This window comes from Agarivorans sp. JK6 (genome assembly GCF_045277145.1).
In the GTDB taxonomy this organism is placed as follows: domain Bacteria; phylum Pseudomonadota; class Gammaproteobacteria; order Enterobacterales; family Celerinatantimonadaceae; genus Agarivorans; species Agarivorans albus.
On sequence record NZ_CP113525.1, the window covers coordinates 630,273 to 653,227 of the forward strand.

The 22,955-nt window shown below is 43.2% G+C and carries 17 protein-coding genes; 12 read left to right on the forward strand and 5 right to left on the reverse strand.

Annotation, left to right across the window (positions count from 1 at the left end):
• Positions 1 to 75 precede the first annotated feature (75 nt).
• Positions 76 to 2,910, reverse strand: a complete 2,835-nt coding sequence (gene uvrA, locus OV592_RS03020) for an excinuclease ABC subunit UvrA (RefSeq protein WP_406610343.1) — start codon at positions 2,908 to 2,910, stop codon at positions 76 to 78.
• Between the two features lie 171 nt (positions 2,911 to 3,081).
• On the opposite strand from uvrA, the gene OV592_RS03025 reads away from it, so the two are divergent.
• Both OV592_RS03025 and OV592_RS03030 read left to right on the forward strand, forming a co-directional pair.
• Positions 3,082 to 4,446, forward strand: a complete 1,365-nt coding sequence (locus OV592_RS03025; protein WP_406611410.1) for an MFS transporter — start codon at positions 3,082 to 3,084, stop codon at positions 4,444 to 4,446.
• A 52-nt stretch (positions 4,447 to 4,498) separates the two neighbouring features.
• The gene (locus tag OV592_RS03030; RefSeq protein ID WP_152785827.1) at positions 4,499 to 5,113 is read left to right on the forward strand and encodes a single-stranded DNA-binding protein; all 615 of its coding nucleotides are present in this window, start codon (positions 4,499 to 4,501) and stop codon (positions 5,111 to 5,113) included.
• 83 nt (positions 5,114 to 5,196) lie between these two features.
• On the opposite strand, the gene OV592_RS03035 is transcribed toward OV592_RS03030, so the two are convergent.
• Complete coding sequence (locus tag OV592_RS03035) at positions 5,197 to 5,949, reverse strand: serine protease (protein ID WP_406610344.1); 753 nt, start codon at positions 5,947 to 5,949, stop codon at positions 5,197 to 5,199.
• A gap of 124 nt (positions 5,950 to 6,073) precedes the next feature.
• Between OV592_RS03035 and OV592_RS03040 the strand changes: the two genes are divergently transcribed.
• From OV592_RS03040 to OV592_RS03055, 4 genes are all read left to right on the forward strand, one after another.
• Complete coding sequence (locus OV592_RS03040; RefSeq protein ID WP_406610345.1) at positions 6,074 to 6,940, forward strand: ThiF family adenylyltransferase; 867 nt, start codon at positions 6,074 to 6,076, stop codon at positions 6,938 to 6,940.
• A gap of 155 nt (positions 6,941 to 7,095) precedes the next feature.
• The gene (locus OV592_RS03045; protein ID WP_406610346.1) at positions 7,096 to 7,998 is read left to right on the forward strand and encodes a THxN family PEP-CTERM protein; all 903 of its coding nucleotides are present in this window, start codon (positions 7,096 to 7,098) and stop codon (positions 7,996 to 7,998) included.
• 426 nt (positions 7,999 to 8,424) lie between these two features.
• Positions 8,425 to 9,339 (forward strand): THxN family PEP-CTERM protein, encoded by a 915-nt coding sequence (locus tag OV592_RS03050; RefSeq protein WP_016403875.1) that lies wholly within the window; start codon positions 8,425 to 8,427, stop codon positions 9,337 to 9,339.
• A 156-nt stretch (positions 9,340 to 9,495) separates the two neighbouring features.
• A complete protein-coding gene (locus OV592_RS03055) occupies positions 9,496 to 10,452 on the forward strand; it encodes a PEP-CTERM/exosortase system-associated acyltransferase (protein ID WP_016403874.1) in 957 nt (318 codons plus the stop codon).
• 22 nt (positions 10,453 to 10,474) lie between these two features.
• Here OV592_RS03055 and prsT read toward each other — a convergent pair whose 3' ends face one another.
• Positions 10,475 to 13,234 carry an XrtA/PEP-CTERM system TPR-repeat protein PrsT gene (prsT, locus tag OV592_RS03060; protein ID WP_406610347.1) on the reverse strand — a complete coding sequence of 920 codons (2,760 nt, stop codon included), beginning with the start codon at positions 13,232 to 13,234 and terminating at the stop codon, positions 10,475 to 10,477.
• 176 nt (positions 13,235 to 13,410) lie between these two features.
• Between prsT and tviB the strand changes: the two genes are divergently transcribed.
• The 6 genes from tviB (at position 13,411) to OV592_RS03090 (ending at position 20,138) form a co-directional block, all read left to right on the forward strand.
• The gene (gene tviB / locus OV592_RS03065; RefSeq protein WP_016403871.1) at positions 13,411 to 14,679 is read left to right on the forward strand and encodes a Vi polysaccharide biosynthesis UDP-N-acetylglucosamine C-6 dehydrogenase TviB; all 1,269 of its coding nucleotides are present in this window, start codon (positions 13,411 to 13,413) and stop codon (positions 14,677 to 14,679) included.
• A 14-nt stretch (positions 14,680 to 14,693) separates the two neighbouring features.
• A complete protein-coding gene (locus tag OV592_RS03070) occupies positions 14,694 to 15,719 on the forward strand; it encodes an SDR family oxidoreductase (protein WP_406610348.1) in 1,026 nt (341 codons plus the stop codon).
• A gap of 125 nt (positions 15,720 to 15,844) precedes the next feature.
• Positions 15,845 to 16,900 (forward strand): GNAT family N-acetyltransferase, encoded by a 1,056-nt coding sequence (locus OV592_RS03075; RefSeq protein WP_406610349.1) that lies wholly within the window; start codon positions 15,845 to 15,847, stop codon positions 16,898 to 16,900.
• Positions 16,858 to 18,267: an O-antigen ligase family protein gene (locus tag OV592_RS03080; protein ID WP_406610350.1), complete on the forward strand. Its 1,410-nt coding sequence runs from the start codon at positions 16,858 to 16,860 to the stop codon at positions 18,265 to 18,267. The genes OV592_RS03075 and OV592_RS03080 overlap by 43 nt, the downstream gene beginning before the upstream one ends.
• A 62-nt stretch (positions 18,268 to 18,329) precedes the next feature.
• Positions 18,330 to 19,217 (forward strand): polysaccharide pyruvyl transferase family protein, encoded by an 888-nt coding sequence (locus tag OV592_RS03085; RefSeq protein WP_406610351.1) that lies wholly within the window; start codon positions 18,330 to 18,332, stop codon positions 19,215 to 19,217.
• A 21-nt stretch (positions 19,218 to 19,238) separates the two neighbouring features.
• Complete coding sequence (locus OV592_RS03090) at positions 19,239 to 20,138, forward strand: glycosyltransferase family 2 protein (RefSeq protein WP_406610352.1); 900 nt, start codon at positions 19,239 to 19,241, stop codon at positions 20,136 to 20,138.
• A 50-nt stretch (positions 20,139 to 20,188) separates the two neighbouring features.
• Here OV592_RS03090 and OV592_RS03095 read toward each other — a convergent pair whose 3' ends face one another.
• Both OV592_RS03095 and OV592_RS03100 read right to left on the reverse strand, forming a co-directional pair.
• On the reverse strand, positions 20,189 to 21,634 hold the full coding sequence (locus OV592_RS03095) for a lipopolysaccharide biosynthesis protein (protein WP_406610353.1): 1,446 nt from the start codon (positions 21,632 to 21,634) through the stop codon (positions 20,189 to 20,191).
• Positions 21,635 to 21,663: 29 nt separating this feature from the next.
• Positions 21,664 to 22,866: a hypothetical protein gene (locus tag OV592_RS03100; RefSeq protein ID WP_338623786.1), complete on the reverse strand. Its 1,203-nt coding sequence runs from the start codon at positions 22,864 to 22,866 to the stop codon at positions 21,664 to 21,666.
• Positions 22,867 to 22,955: the final 89 nt, after the last annotated feature.

The following is a 22,955-nucleotide window of genomic DNA, read 5'->3' on the forward strand; positions in this document are numbered from 1 at the left end:
AAATACATAAAAAAAAGTACGCTCTAGGCTAAACTTCGATAGCATGTTACATCCTTGATAATCTGGCTTTTGGCCTTATTTTTGATTTATTAGCATTGGTTTTAAGAATCGGGCGGTATGTGAGCGCGGTTCATTAACGATATCTTCTGGGGTGCCAGCAACTAGAATCTCTCCGCCACCTTTGCCTCCTTCTGGCCCAAGATCGACAATCCAATCTGCGGTTTTAACGACATCTAGGTTGTGTTCAATCACAACAATAGTATTACCATGGTCACGTAAGCGATGAATAACCTCTAACAGCAGCTCAATATCATGAAAGTGCAAGCCAGTGGTTGGTTCATCAAGAATATAAAGGGTTTGGCCAGTATCGCGTTTGCTAAGTTCGCGAGCGAGCTTAACTCGTTGCGCTTCGCCGCCCGATAAGGTTGTCGCCGACTGACCAAGCTTGATGTAGGTAAGGCCAACATCAATCAATGTTTGTAGTTTTCTGGCTATGGCTGGTACCGCATCAAAGAATGGTCGAGCTTCTTCTACTGTCATTTCCAAAATTTGATGAATACTCTTACCTTTATACTTTATCTCTAAAGTTTCACGGTTATAGCGTTTGCTTTTACATACGTCGCAGGGCACATACACATCGGGTAAAAAATGCATCTCTACTTTAATAACGCCGTCACCTTGGCAGGCTTCACAGCGGCCACCTTTTACGTTAAAGCTAAAGCGACCGGGTTTGTAACCTCTTGAACGAGCTTCTTGCGTAGCGGCGAACAGTTCACGAATAGGAGTGAAGATCCCGGTATAGGTAGCGGGGTTGGAACGCGGTGTTCTGCCGATGGGGCTTTGGTCTATATCAACCACTTTATCGAGTTTATCGAGGCCTTTTACTGATTTGTGTGGAGCGATATCTTCGCCAGCTGCACTATTGAGCGCTTTTTGGGCAATTTTATATAAAGTATCGTTGATTAAGGTAGATTTACCGCTACCCGATACACCTGTTATACAGGTAAGTAAGCCTAGCGGGATATGCAAATTTACATTCTTTAGGTTGTTGCCACTAGCGCCGAGTAGGCTTAAGTAATCGCCTGAGCCTTCTTGTCGCTTGCTAGGTACTGCTATAGATTTACTGCCAGATAAATACTGTCCAGTAAGTGAGCTTGGGGTATCAATCACTTGTTGCATTGAGCCTTGAGCAACAACTTCTCCGCCATGTACACCAGCGCCTGGGCCAATGTCTACAATATAGTCGGCAGCTCGAATGGCATCTTCATCGTGTTCTACCACAATTACAGTATTGCCCAAATCTCGCAGGTGATTGAGGGTCGCGAGTAAGCGCTCGTTATCGCGTTGGTGTAAGCCGATAGACGGTTCGTCGAGCACATACATAACACCGACTAGACCAGCGCCAATTTGGCTGGCGAGTCTTATTCGCTGCGCTTCGCCGCCAGACAGCGTGTCGGCACTGCGATCTAACGAAAGGTAATCTAGGCCCACGTTGATTAAAAACTTAAGCCTCTCACAAATCTCTTTTAAGATTTTGTCGGCAATTTGTGCTCGTTGGCCTGTTAGATTGAGCGCTTCAAAAAACTCCATGGCTTCGCCAATGGACTTACAGCTCACTTCCGGTAGGTTAGTACTACCTATAAATACATTGCGAGCTTCTTCGCGCAACCGGCTGCCGCCGCAGCCTGGACATTCTTGGTTGCTAATGAATTTTGCCAACTCTTCGCGTACCGCGTTTGATTCAGTTTCTTTATAGCGGCGACGCATATTGGGAATGATCCCTTCAAAAGGGTGTTTGCGCACGGTAACATCACCGCGATCGTTCATGTATTTGAACTCAATACTGGTGCGCCCCGAGCCATGCAAAATCACTTTTTGGTGTTTGTCGCTAAGGTCTTGAAAGGCCATATCTAAGTTAAATTCGAAATGCGCCGCTAATGACTTGAGCATTTGGTAATAGTAGAAGTTGCGTTTGTCCCAACCGCGGATGGCACCGCCTGATAAACTAAGCTCAGGATTTACAATAACCTTCTTATCGTCGAAGAATTGATCCACACCTAAACCATCACAGGTTTGGCAAGCCCCAGCTGGGTTATTAAAGGAGAATATCCTTGGCTCTAGTTCGGTCATGCTGTAGCCACATACTGGGCAGGCAAAATTTGCCGAGAACAGTTGGCGAGTTTCGCCGCTGTCCATGTCAACTAAAATGGCAGTGCCTTCGGCAAGCTCTAGGGCTGTTTCAAAGGATTCAGCCAAACGTTGGGCTAAATCTTCACTGGCGCGAACTTTAAAGCGATCAATCACCACTTCAATATTGTGTTTTTTGTGCAGCTCTAGCTCTGGAGGATCGCTTAAGTCACACACTTCTCCGTCTATGCGTGCCCGAATAAAACCTTGTGCCGCTAAGTTTTCCAGAGTTTTTACATGCTCGCCTTTGCGATCGCGTATTATCGGCGCTAACAACATTAGTTTGCTGTTTTCGGGTTCCTCAAAAACTTTATCGACCATTTGGCTAATAGTTTGTGCAGCTAGCGGCTCGTTGTGATGAGGACAGCGAGGCTCGCCTACGCGTGCGTAAAGTAAGCGCAAATAGTCATAAATTTCGGTAATGGTTCCCACAGTAGAGCGTGGGTTGTGAGATGTTGATTTTTGCTCAATAGAAATTGCTGGTGATAAGCCTTCGATATGATCAACATCTGGCTTTTCCATTAATGACAGGAACTGGCGCGCATAAGCAGAAAGAGACTCTACATAGCGTCGCTGGCCTTCTGCGTAAAGTGTATCGAATGCGAGAGAAGATTTCCCAGATCCCGACAAGCCTGTGATAACAATTAGCTTATCGCGAGGGAGGGTCAGTGAAATGTTCTTAAGGTTGTGGGTGCGGGCACCACGAATATCAATACTGTCCATTGTTAGCTGTTCACTGCTGCACTAAATCGCCCAGTATTACACATAATTTATTGAAATGCGCCGTTGAAAAGCCGAGCGCTTACTTATTACTTGCTGACCATCTTGCGCTGGTTTGCGGCTTGCTGCTTGTGGTAGCATTGCCGGTTCTTTAATGACGTATTTTTGATGGTTATGAACCTAGACGAACGATTAAACTCTACAGAGAAGCGCGCAGCCTATTCATTGGCTTTGTTATTTGCCTTGCGCATGGCCGGTTTGTTTATGTTAATGCCAGTATTAGCCGTTTATGGCCAAGAGCTTGTGGGCTTTTCGCCTTTGTGGGTGGGCTTCGCGATTGGTGCCTATGGTTTAACCCAGGCGATGTTTCAAATCCCCATGGGGTGGTTGTCCGACAAAGTTGGCCGTAAGCCGATTATTTTCTTGGGATTAAGTATTTTTGCGCTTGGCTCAGTAGTGGCTGCTACGGCTGATTCTATTTATGGCATCGCGTTAGGGCGTGCCCTGCAAGGCATGGGCGCTATCGCTAGCACGGTAATGGCCTTAGCTGCTGATTTAAGTCGAGAAACCCAGCGTGCGAAAGTAATGGCGTTTATTGGTGTTAGCATTGGATTATCGTTTGCTGCTTCACTGGTTTTAGGGCCCATTCTCTCTGCTTATCTTGGCTTGTCGGGTCTGTTTTGGTTGATTGCTGTGTTATCCGTGTTCGCGATGTTTGTAGTGCAGCTTGCTGTACCAAGTGCTGATTCTAAAGCGCCTAGTGGTGAAGTAAGTGCTAACTCTAAACAGATGCTTGAGTTACTTAAACATCCTCAGTTGCTGCGTTTAGATTGGGGGGTGTTTACCTTACACTTAGTGCTTACCGCTTTGTTTGTTGTGATGCCGTTTCGTTTGCTTGACGCCGGCCTAAATGCCGAAAATCATTGGCAAGTGTATTTGCCAGCTGTTCTTATTTCTTTTGTATTGATGGTGCCCTTGTTGATTATTGCGGCGAAGCGCAATCAGCAGCGTGCTTTCTTCATATTTGCTATTAGTTTGTTGTTATTTGCCAACGCTTTGTTATTGATTAACGGTTCCTCGGTTTGGGTGTTGGGAGTAATTTTGGCAGTGTTTTTTGTTGGCTTTAATTATTTGGAAGCCAGTTTACCAGCGCTAATTTCTAATTTGTGCCCTCCGGGCAACAAAGGCGCTGCGCTTGGCGTGTTTTCTACTAGTCAGTTTTTAGGGGCGTTTATAGGTGGTTCTAGTGCTGGCGCTTTGTACACGGCTGGCGGTGCAAGTTTAGTAAGTTGGTTTGCTATTGCTCTATTGATTATTTGGATCGTTGTGAGTTTAGGATTGCGTGCGCAAAGTGGCATAAAAAGTTATTCATTAACGATATCATCTCCCGATCAACCTGCTAGTATTTTAGAAAAACTGCAGGTTTTACCTGGGGTTGTAGAAGCAGTTGTTATTGCAAGTGACAATACTGTTTACCTTAAAGTTAAAACAAAAGAATTTGAATTGGCTAGAGCATTGGATTTGGTGCGTGCAGCCTAGTATGATAGCGGGTCTTCCTCGCCACAACAGATAGAACATAGGAGCGATATACATGGCCACTCGGGGCATTAATAAAGTAATTTTGGTTGGTAACTTAGGACAAGATCCTGAAGTTCGTTTTATGCCAAACGGAGGGGCCGTCGCCAATATTACTATTGCAACTTCAGAAAGCTGGAGAGACAAGCAAAGTGGTGAACAAAAAGAGCGTACTGAATGGCACCGTGTAGTGTTGTTTGGCAAGTTAGCCGAAGTTGCAGGCGAGTACCTTAAGAAAGGTTCGCAAGTTTACATTGAAGGTCAATTACAAACACGTAAGTGGCAAGATCAAAGTGGTCAAGATCGCTACTCTACCGAAGTGGTTGTGCAGGGCTTTAATGGCGTGATGCAAATGCTAGGTGGACGTCAAGGTGGTGGACAAGGGCAAAACATGGGCGGTGGTGCTCCGCAGCAACAAGGTAACTGGGGCGGTCAACAGCAAGCGGCGCCTCAAGCAGCCCCTGCTCAGCAAGGTGGTTTCCAGCAACAAGCTCCGCAGCAGCAATCACCTCAGCAAGGTGGTTATCAGCAACAGCCTAAACCTGCTCCGGCACCTCAACAAGCTCCACAGCAGGCAACTCAGCAGTTTAATGAGCCTCCTATGGACTTTGATGATGATATCCCGTTCTAAAAACAGGATTTCTTAGAAGTGTACGAATACTAATTAAGCCCTTACTTTGAAGGGCTTTTTTGTATCCGTAAGTTTTCAAAACACTATTTCAGGCTGCTGAGAAGTTGCTTTAGATGAATTACCGGAATGGCATAACTGATCGCGCTTGGGTCAGCCAACACGGCTTCTTTGGTCGTTTTAACAAAAACCTTATTGATGATGGCGATAACTTCGCCTGTTTCTGGATGATAGAGGGGGCTGCCACTATTACCGGGATAGGCAGTGGCATCAAGTTGATAAATATTATAGGGTGATTTGAGACGTTTTAATTGAGCAAGGTTTAGTTCGCTGGCATTTCTCGCCGGTATAACCACGGGGGTAATACTTGAGATAATCCCGCGGTGTGTAACTGGATATAGACCTAATACAGCGCCTATTGGGAAACCCGTGAAGGCATATAGTTCTCCTTCGCGAACTTTTTGGCTTGAAAGCGTTAGTGGTTTTAGGGCTTTGCCTTCAATTTGTAGTATGGCTAAATCGTGTTGTTCAATGCTAGCAACTACGCTGGCAATACGCAGTTCTGGCGAGCGACCTTGGCCAACAAATACAACTAGTTTTTCGTTCTGTTGTTGGTTTAGGCTTTTTGGGATCACATGTGCATTGGTGGCGATAAGGTGAGAGCCAACAACAAATCCGGTACCGCGCAAGCTGGCTCTAGGAGAATTTAGTTTATTGTAGGTGCCAATTCCTACAACAGACGGTTTGATTTTTTCTATAGTGTCTGCAAGTGCGCTGGAAGCTTCTACACTAAACAGAGATGAAAAAGAGGCTAGGATTACGATGAAGACGAGTTTCATACTATATTCTTCCTTGAATGACCTTTTAATCTTAATTTTTACTATGCATTAGAGCAAGTTGCTATGTTGTTCGTGGTTATATGCAGGCGAATGGATGTCGTCAATCTTATAAGGCTAACTAGTTATGAGTTTTAATTACGAAGATGCTTTTTCTCGGAATATCGGTTGGGTAACGGAAGCAGAGCAACAGGTGTTACGTGGAAAGCGTGTTGCAATGGCGGGGGCCGGGGGCGTTGGTAGTGAGCACATTGTTACCTTGGCTCGCTTGGGGGTTGGCAAGTTTCACATTTCTGATTTTGATGAATATGAAGTTCACAACTTTAATCGTCAAGCTGGCGCGTTTATGTCTACCGTTGGCCAAGACAAAGTAAAAGTAATGGAAAACATCTGCTTAGATATAAACCCTGAAGCGGAGGTGAAGTCCTTTCCTGAAGGTATTTTTGAGCACAATGTTGATGAGTTCCTTGAAGGTGTGGACGTATATGTAGATAGCCTAGACTTTTTTGCCTTGGCTGCGCGAAAGTTGGTCTTTCAAAAGTGTTTAGAGAAAAAGATCCCTTTAGTTACTGCTGCACCGTTAGGCATGGGCTGTGCATTTTTGTGTTTTATGCCTGGCAGTATGAATTACGAAGAGTATTTTCGATTTGAAGATGCCACTAGTGAAAACGAGCAATATATTAAGTTCCTAATTGGTTTATCCCCCGCGATGTTGCAGCGCCCTTATCTAGTTGACCCGAGTCGAGCAGATTTTCACGCTAAAAAAGGACCATCGATGCCTATGGCGGTGAAGATGTGTGGTGGTATAGCGGGTACGTATGTTTTAAAAATCCTACTTAATCGTGGAGATCTAATTACCGCACCTTACGGCTTGCATTTTGATGCTTATCGAAATCGATTTAAGAAAACGTGGCGACCAATGGGTAATCGTAATCCCTTGCAGCGAATGGTATATAAGATAGCCAAAAAGATAGTTTTAAAAGAAGAAAGTTGAGCGTTTTTTATGTCAGTAAGTTTTACACATCATAATTGATTTATTTGTTTTTAGAGTGTAACTCTTTGTTAATATTGATTAATTATATTTGGCCCGAGTTTTGCTTTATGCACGGTCTTTATATCTAAACGCTATTACCAAATTGGATGGGTGAAATGAACAAATTGAAACTTACTTGCTTGGCTGCAGGCCTAGGATTTGCAAGTATTTCTGCTAACGCTGAACTAATCACTGAATGGAATTACTCGAATGATGCGGGTTTTAAAGAGTGGAGTTCAAACGCTGGCCAACTAGGTATTGATACCGGCGGCGCAACAGCCGATGAGTTTGATCCTCTTTTTGGTGGTGAGTTACCTAAAAGCCTTGCATGGGGTACACCATACGGCGCTGTAAACCCTCAACTTATCAAAAGTTCACTTGAGATTGACGACGCTCAGTCTGGTCAAGTAAGTACAAGTGTAGTTGACGGTGTTGGTGCATTGGATTTCGTAACAGGTACAGGCCTTACCCATGAAAACTGGGGTGTAACTGGCAATACTTTGTCTTCAGCAGTTTTGTTTGATGGCTTGTTCCTGCAACCTCTAGCTCCTTTTGTTGGCCCAGCACTTCCTGCGCCGGTTCTTGAGTTTGATGTATTGTTTGAAGAAACGTACAACACTCCTACTAATGACACCTGTAAATACGGTGATACTAAAGTAGGTGAAGCTGGCATTAATGAAGCTGGTTGTGCTGACTTATTCACATTGGTACTAGATGACGGAGTTACGTTTACTGAAGTTGGTAACGATATCTACCTTCAAAACAGCTTCATTCTACCAATTCCTGGTTTTGACGATTACGTGTATACCTTAACTACTCGTCTTCAAGGCTTAACTGTATTAGATAACCTAGATTGTGGTCCTGACTCTACATGTATTGGTTTCTTAACTGAAGAAAACCAGAAGAACGAATTAAAGGCAGCTTTCGCTATTTCTGCCGCTCAAGTAACAGAGCCAGGTACTTTAGCTATCTTTGGCTTAGGTTTGCTGGGTTTGGCTTCTGTTCGTCGCCGCGCTTAATTAGCTACTCTTATATAATTACTGCTGCGCTTTCGCAGCAGTAATTTTTTATTTCCTTCAAGAAACTCTCACTTCCAAAGCTCAGATTCTCAATCGTAACTGTCTTGTTCGAAGGTTCTGCTTTCTCATCTACCTTTATAGTGCTTAGCAACTTAACACCAGAATGTTGTTTGTTGGTCCAAGGTAAATCGTTAATTGGATTTAGTAAGGGAAATCTTCATACATTAAGCTTTAGAACAAGGATCTTAAGGATCTTTTACGGTGGTAAACATAATGGGTTTTTGTGTCAGTAATTTTTACATCCTATTTACTTCAATGATTTGGTTATTTCTTAAGCTACTGCTTTTAAAGGTTTTTTAAAGTTGGCACCTAGATTGCTTTGTATGACTTGTATTTCGAATCGTACTGACCAAATGGATGGGTGACATGAACAAATTAAAACTTACATGCTTGGCGGCTAGCTTAGGTTTTGCAAGCATCTCTGCTAACGCTGCTCTTATCACTGACTGGGACTACCTAAACGAAGCTGGCTTCGATCAGTGGACTTCTGATGCTGGTTCAATTGACCCAACGGGTATTGATGCAACTGGCGAAACTTTAGATGATTTTGACCCACTTTTTGGTGGCGAGCTTCCTAAGTCTCTTGCTTGGGGTGACCCGTACGCTGCTGAAAACCCAGATCTTAAGAAAAGTGCTTTGAATATTGAAGATTCTAAATCAGGTACTGTGACTACCAGTGTTGTAGATGGTGTTGGTGCTCTAGCATTTTCAGAAGGTACTGGCCTTGTACACGAAAACTGGGGTGTAACTGGTGATACTCTAGTAGCAGCTACATTGTTTGATGGTTTGTTCCTTGCACCTACAGCACCTGTTGCTTTCCCATTAGCTCCAGCACCTGTACTTCAGTTCGGTGTGATTTTTGAAGAAACCTACAACACACCAACTAACAATGTTTGTAAGTACGAGCCAACTCAGTTGGTAGGACAAGCCGGAATTAACCAAGAAGGCTGTTCTGACTTATTCACTATCGTGTTGGGTCCAGATGTTACATACACAGAAGTGGGTGATGACATTTACTTAACAAATAGCTTCGTACTACCAATTCCAGGTTACGATGACTATGTATACACCCTAACTACTCGCCTACAAGGTTTAGAAGTATTAGGTGATATTGATTGTGGACCAAACGCAACTTGTATTGGCTTCCTTACAGAAGAAGATAAAACTAACGAATTGAAAGCTGGTTTCGCTATCTCTGCTGCACAAGTATCAGAGCCAGGAACATTAGCTATCTTTGGATTAGGTCTATTAGGCTTGGCAGCTGTTCGTCGCCGCGCATAATGCTTAATTAAAAGTCGCTAAGTTTTAGCATTGTACATCCAAAGCGCAGCCTAGTTCTGCGCTTTGTTTTTTCTGCAAGCCTGCCTTTTATAATTCTAAATTGTTTCTAAAATCTAAATGTTATGTTTAGAAAGTTTGAAGCTTTGAGAGCGCTTTATGATCCGAAACAAACATGTGAAAAACCTAGCAAGTATCCCTTATCTTGGGGCTGTTGTGAGAGGTGGCATTTCGTTATTGGTTAAGCGAGAAGCTAAGCTAATTGCTCAGCACTTTGCAGAGTATCTTCGCCCGGTAGTTGCTTATAAAACCGATACCGTACAAGAAGCATTTCGAATTCGTCATGACGTATACTGTGAGGAACTTAATTTTGAGCCAGTCCGTGAAAACGGTATGGAACAAGATGAGTTTGATGAATACTCTCGCTTTTGTTTAATCGAGCACAAACCTAGTACCAACTATGCAGGCTGTGTGCGAATAGTATCTCCTTCTAGTAAAGATGAGTTACTGCCCATCGAGAAGTTTTGTTCTAATGCTATTGAAGGTGCTAAATATCACCCTTCGCAATTTGCTAGAAGCGAAATTTGTGAAATATCGCGTTTAGCGGTTCGCCCACAATTCCGACGTCGTAAAGCGGATAACTTTGATGGTGCTGCCTCTGGTGCGATCAATGAGCAAACCTATTCTGAGGAAGAGTTACGTTGCTTTCCTTTTTTAGCTATTGGTTTGTATTTGTCTATTGCCGCTCTAGCTGTGCGAGCTGGCACCCATCACGCCTTTGTTATGATGGAGCCGCGTCTTGCTAGAAGTATGAGCTTTTTAGGTATTAAGTTTGAGCAGCTTGGTCCAGCTATTGAGTATCATGGCTTACGCGCGCCTTACTACATTAGTGCAGGAACACTTACACGTACTTTACCGGTAGGCTTTCAAGTTTTAATGCGTAACATTGATAAAGAAGTAGAAAAGGGTTGTCTAGCAGCTAGAAACAATGATGACAATGATGACTATATTAAAAAAATGTATTCACCGAGTTTCTATAAAAATGACTCTCCGAACATATCGTTACGAGAGAGCCATAAATGGTGTGAATCTAAGGGTTTATACTTGCCCCAATAAGGTCTTATTAGGGCAATATAGATTAATTTAGCTGAGCTTCTAGCTCAGCTTTTTTATTGGCTAACTCTGGCTCAATATTTATTAATCCATCGAGTAGTTGTTTAGCTTCTTTGGTTTGCTTATTTGCAATTAGTGCTTCTGCCAAGTGCAACCCTACCTCGTTACTAGCATCTTGCTTGTAACTATCTTCAAGCGCTTTAGTTGCTTCTACTATTTTCCCTGACTTAAGTAACATGTAGCCGTAGGTGTCTTTTACCTGTGGTATATCCGGCTTTAGTTCGTGGGCTTGCTTGGCGTAAGTTAAGGCTACTTCAAATTCGTTTAAGTCATGGTAAACCCAAGCGAGGTTGTTCCAGGCTACAAAGTTATCCGGCTGATCTTTAATGATCGCTTGGTACTCCTCAATTGCTTGCTGCGGGTTAGCTTTCATTTGCAGCTCTGCAAGTTGCAGTTGAAGAGGTTTTGCCGCTTCGCCATGAACATCGATAGCTTGTCTAATGAAAGCAACGGCTTGCTCGATTTTATCTGCTTCTTTGTATGATTTGATTAACAGGTTGGCAGTTTGGGTACTTGGATAAGCTTTATATAGTTTATTGAAAGTATCCGTTGCTGCAGGCCAGTTTTCTTGAACTAAATAAATGTAACCTTGCTGCTGCAAAACCGCAGGTGTGTTCATTTGATTCGCATCAAGGTTGTTTAGAGCATCTTGGCTGGCTACGGCATCACCCGCTTTTAGCTGCAATACAGAATGAACAAACAATAAACGTTGGTTATTTTTATATAGTTTTACTGCTCTATTGCTTAAGGCGACGGCTTCTTTCAAGTTACCAGAAGATTCTAAGATGTTGATGTTCTTAACATACGCCGGTAGCGAGAGAGGAGAGTTTTCTAGCCAAGCTTGATAACTTAAAATGGCCTTCTCTTGATTATCCGTTTCTAGGTACAAATCACCGATCAATTGCCAAACTCTGTCTTCGCGGGTTAAAGCATCAATTTGCTCAAAAGATTCAATGGCTTTCGGAAACTCTCGGGTAAATAAATAGTATCGGCCTAACTGTTCTTTCAACAATGAAGAATCTGGAGCCTCGGCAAGTTGTTTATCAAGAAGTGCCTTTACCTCCTCAGTCTTTTCTATCTGTGAAGCGTGACTCATTAGAAACTCAAAAACACGTAAGTTTTCGGGCTGCTCGGCTTTAACCTCGTAGGTTATCTCATAGGCCTTCTCTACTTCGCCTTTTTGCACATAAACCGATGAGCTAAATAGTTTTGCTGCTAGGTCATCAGGTTGGTCTTTTAATATTGATTGATAAGCTGCGAGTGCTTCATCGTAGCGCTCTTGCTGCTCAAGAATGGCACCTTTAAATAGTTTTACACTTTGATCTTCTGGGTGAGTATCTATCCAGCTATCCAGAGACTTTAGCACTTCATCAGCTTTTCCTTGGCGGAAGTAATGAGTTTGTAAACCTAAAAATGCTTGGGCATGAGCAGGATCTTCAGCTAGCACCTCTTCGAGTATGCCAATTCCATCTAAATCATTTTGTTTAAGCTTAAGTAACCCCAGTTTGGCTTTTTCTGATAAGCCTCCTGAACTTGCTGCTTTTTCGGCAATTTGTACTGCTTCTTCGGTGCGGCCTAAGCGGTTGAGCTGCATGCTCACTGTGCTTAAAAAGTCGCTGTCTTGGCCCTCAGCAACCGATGCTTGGTTAAGTTGATTGAAGGCGTTGTCTAATTGGCCAATCCTAAATTGAGTGGTTACGTATAAACGTTGTGCCAGGGCATTCTGAGGATCTTTAGTAATTACTCGCTCTAGTTGAGTTAAGGCTTGTTCGTACTTTTGTAATTTGTAAGCAGAGATACCCGCAACAATTTGGGTAGCGGTGTTATGAGAACCACTTTGCAAGGCTTTAGTTGATAAGGTAAATGCATTCTCAAAATCTTCATCTTGAAAACGTACATAAGCTTTAAGTTGATTGCTAAGCATGTGGTTTGGTGCGATTTTCAAAATACTGTCTAAGTATTTCTCCGCTTCGCTAAATTGCTTATTTTTTACCAAAGCCTGTGCTAAATACAAAGTGAACTGAGCAGCATCTGGGGCCAGTTCCACTGCTTTGCTGTATGACTCTACTGCTACTTCTGTGTCATTAGACATAGACGCAAGGTGGCCTTTTAACAACCATACGTCTGTGTTGTCTGGTACTTCTTGGCTTAGTTGTTCCAGTGTTTCGTTGGCAGCCCCAAATTGTTGATCTGCTGCAGAGATACTGGCCTTTACCATCCGCGAGTAGGTGCCTTCAAAGCCAAGCTCTTGGGCCTGATTCAAGGTGGTTTTAGCTGGATCAAATTGACCATTTCTAAATAGCGAAAGGGCGTGGATTGCCAGTAATTCGGTTTCTAGCTCAGCCTCAAAGGGTCTATTTTGAGTAATCAATTCGCCTATCTTTTCAGGCTCATTTTGATTTAAATAGGTTCTAGCTAGTAGGGGAATGAGTTGCTGTTTTTCAGCATTTAAGTCTAAGGCTCTGAGTAGCTCTTTTTCTGCTGCTGGATAGTTACCACGTTCTAGGTAAATTTCGCCCAAATTCAAGCGTGCCTGTGCCAATGAGGCATCTTTTTTTATGGCATTTTTTAGTTCGATGATTGCAGCGTTCTGATCATTTTTTGCTAAGTATTCGGTAGCCTTAGATAAGTGCTGTTCTGCGGTGTCCCCACCACAGGCAGTTAATGCGATGGTTAAGGCACTAACTGCCAGAATTTTCTTCATTCCAAACCTATGATTACTCATATTATTCCCTGTTTGTTGGATTGATAAATCACATTAAAATAATACAGCTTAATTAACCCGATGTCTTACTTTGTAGCGTGTTTTGTTTTTATGTGGATTTTGACCCTTACTTTCTGTTCCAATATGCGGTTTAATTAGCATTAGAAAACTGTTTTCAAATTTAAATGGATGTATACATGGACGTGAGTATTGCCGTAATTGGTTTAGGTTATGTTGGCCTGCCGTTGGCTGTAGAGTTTGCTAAAAAACGCAGTGTGGTTGGTTTTGATATTAATCAAGGACGAGTGACTGAGCTTCAGCAAGGTGAAGACCTTACCCAAGAGGTTAGTAATCAAGAGCTACAAGACGTTGCTGGCAATATGTCTTACAGCTGCAACATTGAAGACTTAGCAAAATGTAACGTGTTCATTGTGACCGTTCCTACTCCAATTACTGAGCATAAGCAGCCAGATCTAACACCTTTGGTACGCGCCAGCGAAACAGTTGCTAAAGTACTTAAACCTAATGACATTGTTATTTACGAATCTACGGTGTATCCAGGTGCAACCGAAGAGCAATGTGTGCCTGTTTTAGAGAAGAACTCGGGCCTTAAGTTTAATAGTGACTTCTATGTTGGTTACAGCCCTGAACGTATCAATCCAGGCGATAAGACTCACCGTGTTTCTACAATTAAAAAAATTACCTCTGGCTCAACCCCAGAAATCGCCACTATCGTCGATGATCTTTACGCTGAAATAGTGGTTGTGGGTACCCACAAAGCTAGCAGCATTAAAGTGGCAGAAGCGGCTAAAGTTATTGAGAATACTCAGCGTGACGTAAATATCGCGCTTATCAACGAATTGGCGCTCATCTTCAATCGCTTAGATATTGATACCGAAGCAGTACTAGAAGCCGCCGGCACTAAGTGGAACTTTTTACCATTCCGCCCTGGCTTAGTTGGTGGTCACTGTATTGGTGTCGACCCTTACTACTTAACGCATAAAGCTGAGTCTATTGGTTACCGCCCGGAAGTGATTCTTGCAGGTCGAAGAATTAACGACAATATGGGTCGTTATGTTGTATCACAGTGCATTAAGTCAATGGTGAAACGTAATATCTCGGTGGTAGAGAGTAAGATTTTGATTTTAGGTTTAACCTTTAAAGAAAACTGCCCTGATATTCGAAATACCAAAGTTATCGATATTGTTCACGAGTTTGCAGATTACGGTGTTCAAGTTGACACCTACGACCCATGGGCAGACAAAGAAGAATGCCATGAAGAGTACGGTATTGATTTAGTAGAAAGCCCACAGGCTGGTAATTACGACGCAATTATTTTAGCCGTTGCTCACCAGCAGTTTAAAGATATGTCAGTAGAACAAATACGTGCCTTTGGTAAAAAAGACCACGTACTTTACGATCTTAAATATCTATTGCCAGTTGGCGCCAGTGATTTGCGTTTGTAATGGGGACTGATACCGTGCAGCGTTTTCAACAAGTGTGTGAGCAACTAAAAGCCGAACCTAAGGTGTGGGCAATTACTGGTGTGGCTGGATTCATTGGCTCTAACTTATTAGAAGCCTTATTAAAGTTAAACCAAAAGGTAGTTGGTTTAGATAACTTTGCCACTGGGCATCAGCATAACTTAGACGAAGTAAAAGGTTTGGTAAGTAAGCAGCAATGGCAGCAATTTCGCTTTGTAGAAGGCGACATTCGAGACCAAGCAACTTGTCAGGAGTTTCTATCTGGTGCTGATTTTGTGTTGCACCAAGCAGCCCTTGGCTCGGTTCCTCGCTCGATAAATGATCCTATTACCACCAATGAAGTAAACATTTCTGGTTACTTGAATATGTTGCAGGCTGCTAAAGAGCAACAGGTATCTGCCTTTGTTTATGCCGCGTCTAGTTCAACTTATGGCGATCACCCAGATTTACCTAAAGTGGAAGATAAAATCGGCAATCCCTTATCGCCTTATGCCGTGACCAAGTATGTTAACGAGCTCTATAGTTCGGTATTTCAACGTACTTACAATTTCCCATCTATTGGCTTGCGTTACTTTAACGTGTTTGGTCCTCGCCAGGATCCAAATGGCGCATATGCGGCGGTTATTCCTAAGTGGACAGCGGCACTGATTGACGAAGAGCAGGTATTTATTAATGGCGATGGCGAAACCAGCCGAGATTTTTGCTTCATTGACAATGTAGTGCAAATGAACATTTTGGCTGCAACAGCTGGCTTAGAAAGCAGTGAAGTATTCAATGTAGCCCTGAATGACCAAACCAGCTTAACTCAACTATATGACTTACTGTGTGAAAACCTATCTAAGTACGGGGTTGTGCGCTCTGCAAAGCCGGAGTATCGCGATTTTCGGGCTGGTGATGTACGTCATTCGCGCGCTGACATTAGTAAGGCTGAGCAATTGTTGGGTTATGCGCCAGAGTTCACTATTGGTCAGGGCTTAGCTATCGCCATGCCTTGGTATATTGAGCAATCTAAAACGAACTAAAGCCGCAGATTGACAGCGCTGAAGATCTTTTTAAGGAAGAAAAGATTAAGTAGTGGAAACCAGCAGTAAGCTTGATGCTGGTTTCTTTATTTTAGCCATTTGCTGAGGTTGTTTAGCATATCTAAATGAGAGATGCCGATACTTTACAGTGGCGTGAAATTCGCTCACTAGACCAACTTGTTGCTATACAAGAACAATGGCAGGCCCTTAGTCAGTTATGCCAAGCAGACATGTTTAACTGTCCTAGTTGGTTGGTACATTGGACTAATCAGTTTTGGGACAAGCACTGTGAGCTTTATTGTATGGCTGGGTTTGCCAATGAAAAGTTGGTGGTGTTAGCGCCTTTTTACATTCGGCGCAGTGCTAAGCTGTTGGGGATAAAGCAGCTATTTTTACTTGGTCAGGGGGAACCTGAGCACGCTGAGGTAGCATCTGAATACCCTGATGTACTGCTAAATCAAGACTATCAGGCAGAGGCCTTAAAGGTTTTGTTAGTGTGGCTGTCTAAGATTAGTTTTGATGTGTTTGTTGCTCGCGCGGTAATAGAGCAAAGCTTTCTGCATCAGCTGTTTAACAGAGTGCCTAAGATTCAGCTTGCCGAAGCCCGACGTTATTCTTTAGAAGTAAAACCGTGGTCTATAAAGCAGCTTAGCCGCAATGCTCGCTCGCAGTGGCGCAGAGCCGATAAAGCTTTAGCTGAGAAAGGGGCAGAGTTTAGATGGTTAACAAGCTCTGAAATTGAACAGTATTGGCCAAGCTTGGTGGCGTTTCATCAGGCGAGGTGGCAAAACAAAGGCAAGCTTGGTGCATTTTCCGATCAGCGTTTTAGCCAATTTCATCAGCACTTTCGCCAGCAGCATCCTGATTCAGTCGCTATGAGTGGAGTGTTTATTAAGCAGCAGCCTTTAGCATTAAACTTCTATTTGCTAGAACAGCAGCAGTTACATTTTTACCAATCTGGCTGGGATGAAAAACAGTTTTCACAATGTTCACCCGGATTCGCACTTCATGTATGGAGTATTTTAAACAGCAAAGCTGTGCTTTATGATTTTATGATGGGCGCCACCGCGCAAAGCTATAAAGCAAAGTTTTCATGTGACGAAACCAACTTGGTTAATCTGTCGCTGATTAATTCCCCTTGGAGGATCAGACTATTCAAGCTCGTCGACAAAATCCTTTAGCGGCAGACGTAACACCGCTAGGTAGAAGGCCTTTACCCATTAAGGAAAAAACAGCACCTTTGGCTTTCTTTTTCCTTTGCCTATACAGCATTGCGGTGCTGATTCGGCCGCATGAATTTTCGCTATCAACGGCTAATTTCATCATCATTAAGGTATTTGCCATTCTTTCCTTTGGCTTTACTTTGATTACCTTAAGACCAATAAAGCTGCAGCCTCAACACTATTTGTTACTGGGCTTAGTGCCATTGATTATGATGTCGGCATTTTTAAATGGTTGGGGCACCGGGGGGATTTTTCAGGCGCAGCGCCTATTTGTAAGCTCCATTATTCCTTTTTTCCTTTATAGCGCGTTAATTGCTACTCCAGGTAGGCAGCGCTTACTCATGTATATATGCATCGCTGCAGCGCTGGTGATGGTATACAACGGACATATTCAACAAGCCTCATTTAACGGAAAGTATGGAATTGGCATTGGCGACAGTATTACTGTTGGCCGTGACGAGATGCGCATTACTTACCTTGGATTTTTTAGTGACCCTAACGATTTAGGCATGTTCTTGGTAATGAATATGCCTTTTGTCGCTTACTTTTTTGGTCGAGGTGGTGCTGTTGTAAAAATAGCAATGCTGGCTATTTTGGTGGCGTTTGGCTACGGCGTATATATGACTGGGTCTCGGGGCACATTGCTGGGCTCTGTTGCAGTAATTGGTCTGTATTTCCTCATTAGTAATGCAGGTGCGCGGCTTATTTTATTTGCATGTCTAAGCGCGCCAATTGCTGCTACCTTATTGGCATCGTTTGGTGGCTTGTCATCGACTGAGTCCTCTGCTGCTGGGCGCTTAGATGCTTGGTACGATGGCATTCAAATGCTTATCCATAACCCTGTTTTTGGGGTTGGTATGGGTAACTTTATGGATCATCACGGCAAAGTGGCCCATAACTCTTATGTGCATGTGGCTGCGGAATTAGGTGTGCCTGGCTATAGCCTATGGGGCGGTGCGCTAATTCTTAATATGCTGGTGGGTTACGCGATTTTGAAGCGATTCAATCGTTATCCCAACGATGATGATCCGAAAGACTTAGAAGTAAGCGAAGAGAAATCAGAGCAGTACAAAGAAGAAGCTAACCTGAATAAAGCGTTATTTTATTCGATGATTGGTTTTATGGTGACTGCCTTTTTCTTAAGTCGTCAGTTCACTCTGCTGATGTTTATTTTTATGGGGATGCAAACCGCTAGTCATTTACGCTTGATGAAGTTGCGCCCAGATTTAGAAGAAATGTTTTCAGCCAAAATGGTTTGGCGATGTATGGGTTATAGCTGGGCGGTAATCGTTGCTGTTTACATGACCTTAAAGGTTGGTTTATAGCCACCACAAATTGAATAACTCGGCTGAACACGGCCGAAGGCAAAGGATTAACTAGGTTAAAAATGCAATTATTTTACTACAAGGATGAAGTGGGCAATTTTGGTGATGACCTTAACCCATGGTTATGGCCCAAGTTACTTCCTGACTTTTTTAATGACGATTCTTCAGAGTTGCTGGTGGGCATTGGTACCTTGTTGAACCACCGGTTACCCAATGACAAAACCTTACACATTGTCGGCTCTGGTGTGGGCTATGGTCAACTGCCAGCAGTTACCGATAAGTGGAAGGTTCACGCCGTTCGTGGGCCTTACAGTGCTAAAGCTTTAGATCTTGACCCTAGTACCGTTGTTACAGACTCAGCCTTATTACTTCGCAATGTGATGGAACCGACTCACAAAGAAAACGGTGATATTGGCTTTATGCCGCATTACTTGAGTTGTCGTAGTGCCGACTGGGAGAATATTGCCGAAGCTTGTGGCTTTAGGTTTATTTCTCCTGAGTGGTCGGTAGACAAGGTGTTTGCAGAGATGGCGCAATGCCGATTGATGCTAACAGAAGCGATGCACGGTGCTATTGTTGCCGACGCGCTGCGCCTTCCTTGGAAGGCAGTTATCTTAGGTGACCATGTCAATCAGGTTAAATGGCAGGATTGGCTATCAACGGTGGATATGCAGTATCAACCTGAAAGTGTGCCTAACTACTTTTATAGTGCTGGCACAAGCTCGGTTAATGCCATTAAAGATGAAGTGAAGCGCCAACTACAAAGTGTCGGATTTGGCAAAAGTTGGTATAAACCCAAGCCGCGCAACTCGAGCGCTATGGTTCGTTCAGAAGTTTGTTCTCAACTGAGTGCTATTGCTAATGGCGCCCAAGGGGAGTTAAGTGGTGAGGCTATCCAGAACCAGTTGATTCTTAGACTTAATCAAAGCTTAGACGCTTTACAGGCGTAGCTAACCAGGAGGGTATAAGCGATGACAGTTGCAGTCAGCATTATCATTCCTGCCTATAACTCGGCGGCTTTTATCGACAAAGCCATCGAGTCTATCTTGGCGCAAAGCTTTGATGACTATGAAATCATTGTTGTAGATGATGGATCTAAAGATGATACCGTTGCGAGCTTGGAAAAGTATCGGGCAAAGATACAATTAATCAGTCAGCAAAATGGTGGCGCGTCTAAGGCAAGAAATACCGGTATTCAAGCGGCAACAGGAGAGTTTGTTGCCTTTCTCGATTCTGATGACTTATGGCGTCCGCAGAAGTTGATGGACCAAGTTAACGCTATGCGTGCCCAGCCTGACTGGGTGGCCTGTTATACCGAGACGTCCTACAAGGCTGATGAAGAAACCCTCAACCCACAAAGTGAGCAAGCTCCGGAGTTGGTCTCTAAGGACTTACAACAAGTCTTCTTACATCCTTATTTGGTGACATCTTCATTTATGGTGCGCCGAGAAGTGCTTAATAAAGTCGGCTTATTTGATGAAAGCTTAAAAACCGCTGAGGATATAGACCTGTACCTGCGTATTGCAGAGCAAGGGCTAATTGGTTTATTGCAAAAAAGCTTAGTGTGGAAAGCCGATATAGAGGGAAGCTTAGGCAGTTTGTTATCCTCTTATCAAGACAACCTTGATGTTGTAGATGCGTTCTTAGCTCGACAAGGTAGTAATAGCGCCAGTTGGGGGGATCTGGTTGGTAAAGTGAAGGCCAAGATCTACCTAGATTGGGGAAAAGACTTATTATGGAACGAGCAATGCTTTGCTGCCTTTAAAGCATTGTCACAGTCCTTAAGCTTGAAGTTTTCTGGTGCTACCGTTTGGCTAATGATAAAAGCGCTTATTAAAGCAGCGCTGAGCCCGCTAAGAGGCTCGAAATAACATATCCCATGCTTGGTCTGTTGTACTTAACCGCAGAAGTGCAACAGACTTTAGCCGTTACGTTTAAGCATGCTAAGTACTTCTTTAATCGAAGCCCTATCTAATAGCAGCATCAAGCCCAAGTAAGTTATCCCACCCAAAATGATTTGTAGCAGCAACGCCACTACGATATCTGCTTCAATAAATGATTTAGCACCATAAACCACCGCAAACATTGCTGCGCCCGATAGCATTGGGGCTAACAGCAACTTAACAAATTGGCTGAACTGCGTATTTAAGGTTTGGCTATTTCGCCAAGCCACGATTAAGTAGGCAATCGGAAATCCACACAACCAAGCTAAAGCTAAGCCGGTTGCACCATAGCGAGCTGCGACCATTATGCTTATAAACATGATCACCACCATAAAGCATAAGTTCACCAGCATGTGGTTTACTTTCTTTAAGCTTTTTAGTGCGGGGTTAAATAATTCTTCGCTGAAGCGAAGTGGCATAATCATCAACATAATAGTGGTTGGAATTACTGCGCCTAACCATTTTTCGCCCAGTAGCAGCGGGATCACCAAATCGGTGACTGAAGCCAAGCCCCAAAAAATGGGCAAGGTTAAGCTAATGCATAAACGCTGTGCCTTCAGCACATAGTTGGCGATGAGCTTTGGTTGATCTTGTATTTGAGAAAATGCAGGGAAGGCCACTTGTCGAAGTAAGGGCATGATTTTTTTCTGCGGCATTAGCGCTACTTGCAAGCCAATGGCATATAGGCCTACCTCGGTTGGTGTCATTATCCTACCGGCAATCGCTACATCCATATGCATGAATATATAAAACAATACCGATTGAATAGACAACATACCGCCAAATTTAAGCATGGCGGTTATATCGTTTATCTTAAAGCTAGGTAGAAAATCAATCGGTTTGGCTGCAAAGGTCAGCGCGGCTCGCAAGCCAATAAAGATTATTTCGCCAATGACCAAAGACCAAAATCCATAGCCTAAATAAGCCATCACTAAGGTTGACACTGCCGCTACGATATTGGAGATAGCGGCAATAATCGATACTCGCTTAAACTCCATGTTCTTAGCTAGTAAGGCGGCAGGAATCACTTCTAAAGCTAAGATAATAAAACACCAAGCATTCACTTTTAAAATTTGGCTTACTATGTCTGATTTATAGTAGCTGCCGGCCACATCTGCCAAGGAATACTGCAGCGCGAAAAAGCCAAAGTGGCTAATAATAATAGCGCCAAACAACTGCTTTAAACTCTGCTTAGTTAAGTTCTTCTCTTGAATAATTGACGAAGCGAATAAGGAGCCTAGCAATAAGTTAAGAAAACCAAACAGTACGTCCGACATAGCAACCAGGCCATAGTCGTCTGGGCTTAATAAGCGAATGACCCAAAAAGTCATAGCCCAGCGCAGTATTTGGGTAACAATTTTCCCCATGGCTACCCATTTTAAGGAAGATAGAACTTGGTTTTTTAGCTTGGAATCTTTGGTCATGTTAAGGCTTTTGGCTCGCGAAGAACAAATTAGTGATATTGCTTGGGGTGATATAAACCTAAGCTAGACAACAGTTTTTTTAGCTGGTTTTTAAATAGCAAAAAGACTTTGGCCGGTGAACGTTTGAGGAACAACATAGTGGCCGAAAGGTAGTGATGAGCAGCAAAGCGATATCCCCGCTGTTTAGCCCAAACCACTATTTCTTTTAGCAGTGGGTCCTTGCTAATTAGAACTTCATTAATGAATGCTTGCTTGTGTTGCTGGTAAACCTCTAAATCAAAGTTGTCTTTATATAGCTCAAGTTTACCGGCCAAATCTAAGGTCAGCAGGGTGCGTAAACACTTATCGCAGTGTGAGCAATTGCCCGCTCTATCACCTTTCACGCAAACATCTAATACTTTGTATGAATCTGGGTTGCTACTAATACGCAGGGTTTTTTCTACGCGCGAGTGCTCGCTACCCACCGAGTGACATTGCAAGCTTTCAGTAGCCAAGAGCGGCATACTAAAAGCGTCGCTATATGCCATGTCGTAGCTCTCGCCAACAAATAAATCTTGATAGCTGTAGGCGGATGAATATAAAAAGTGGCCAATGAATTGTTGAAACAACATCGGGATAGCGGCATTTCGCAGAGTGTGAGTTAACTGAAAATCCAAACTACGGCCATAGAAGTCATTCATATTTGAGTTAACAGTAATGAACGGAAGCTGCCAAGTATCGGCTGTTTCTTTTAATTGTTGGTAGCGTTCGCGAAATAGGCGTTCTTCTCCCGGCCCGTGAGAACCCACATTATTGTAAAGTAGATGAGTAATCTTGAGCGCTTTAGGAGGGCTATCTGAAAAGTAGTCGGTAATGGTGCAAAACGAATCTACGCCCGCAGAAAAGCCGGTGATAACGCCGGTAGCTGACGAGCTTTGTGTATTGCAGTGCTCGGCGGTAATGTTCACTCGCTGCAAATAAGGAATGGTTTGGGTCAGTATAGTTTGGTAAGCGCCATTTAAACTAAATAGTAAACGCTCAGACACGCTACCTTTAACATGAATGTTTTCATTGGCTAACATTGCTGGAAGTAATAAAGCCATTAAGGCTGTGTCGCTACTACTCGACAGTTCTTGTTGGGCAAGGTTGTCAACTTCAAACCAAAGTTGTTGATGACTTCCTTTTAGGTCGAAATCCACTTGATAAACAAGCGCACTGCCTTTCGCCACAATAGTAACTGGACCGATGTCCATATCGCGTTTTCCTTAACACTACATCACCAAGCTCAATGCTGATTAGGCTAACGTATAAAACAACAAATTAGTAGTAATCTTGGCGTTTA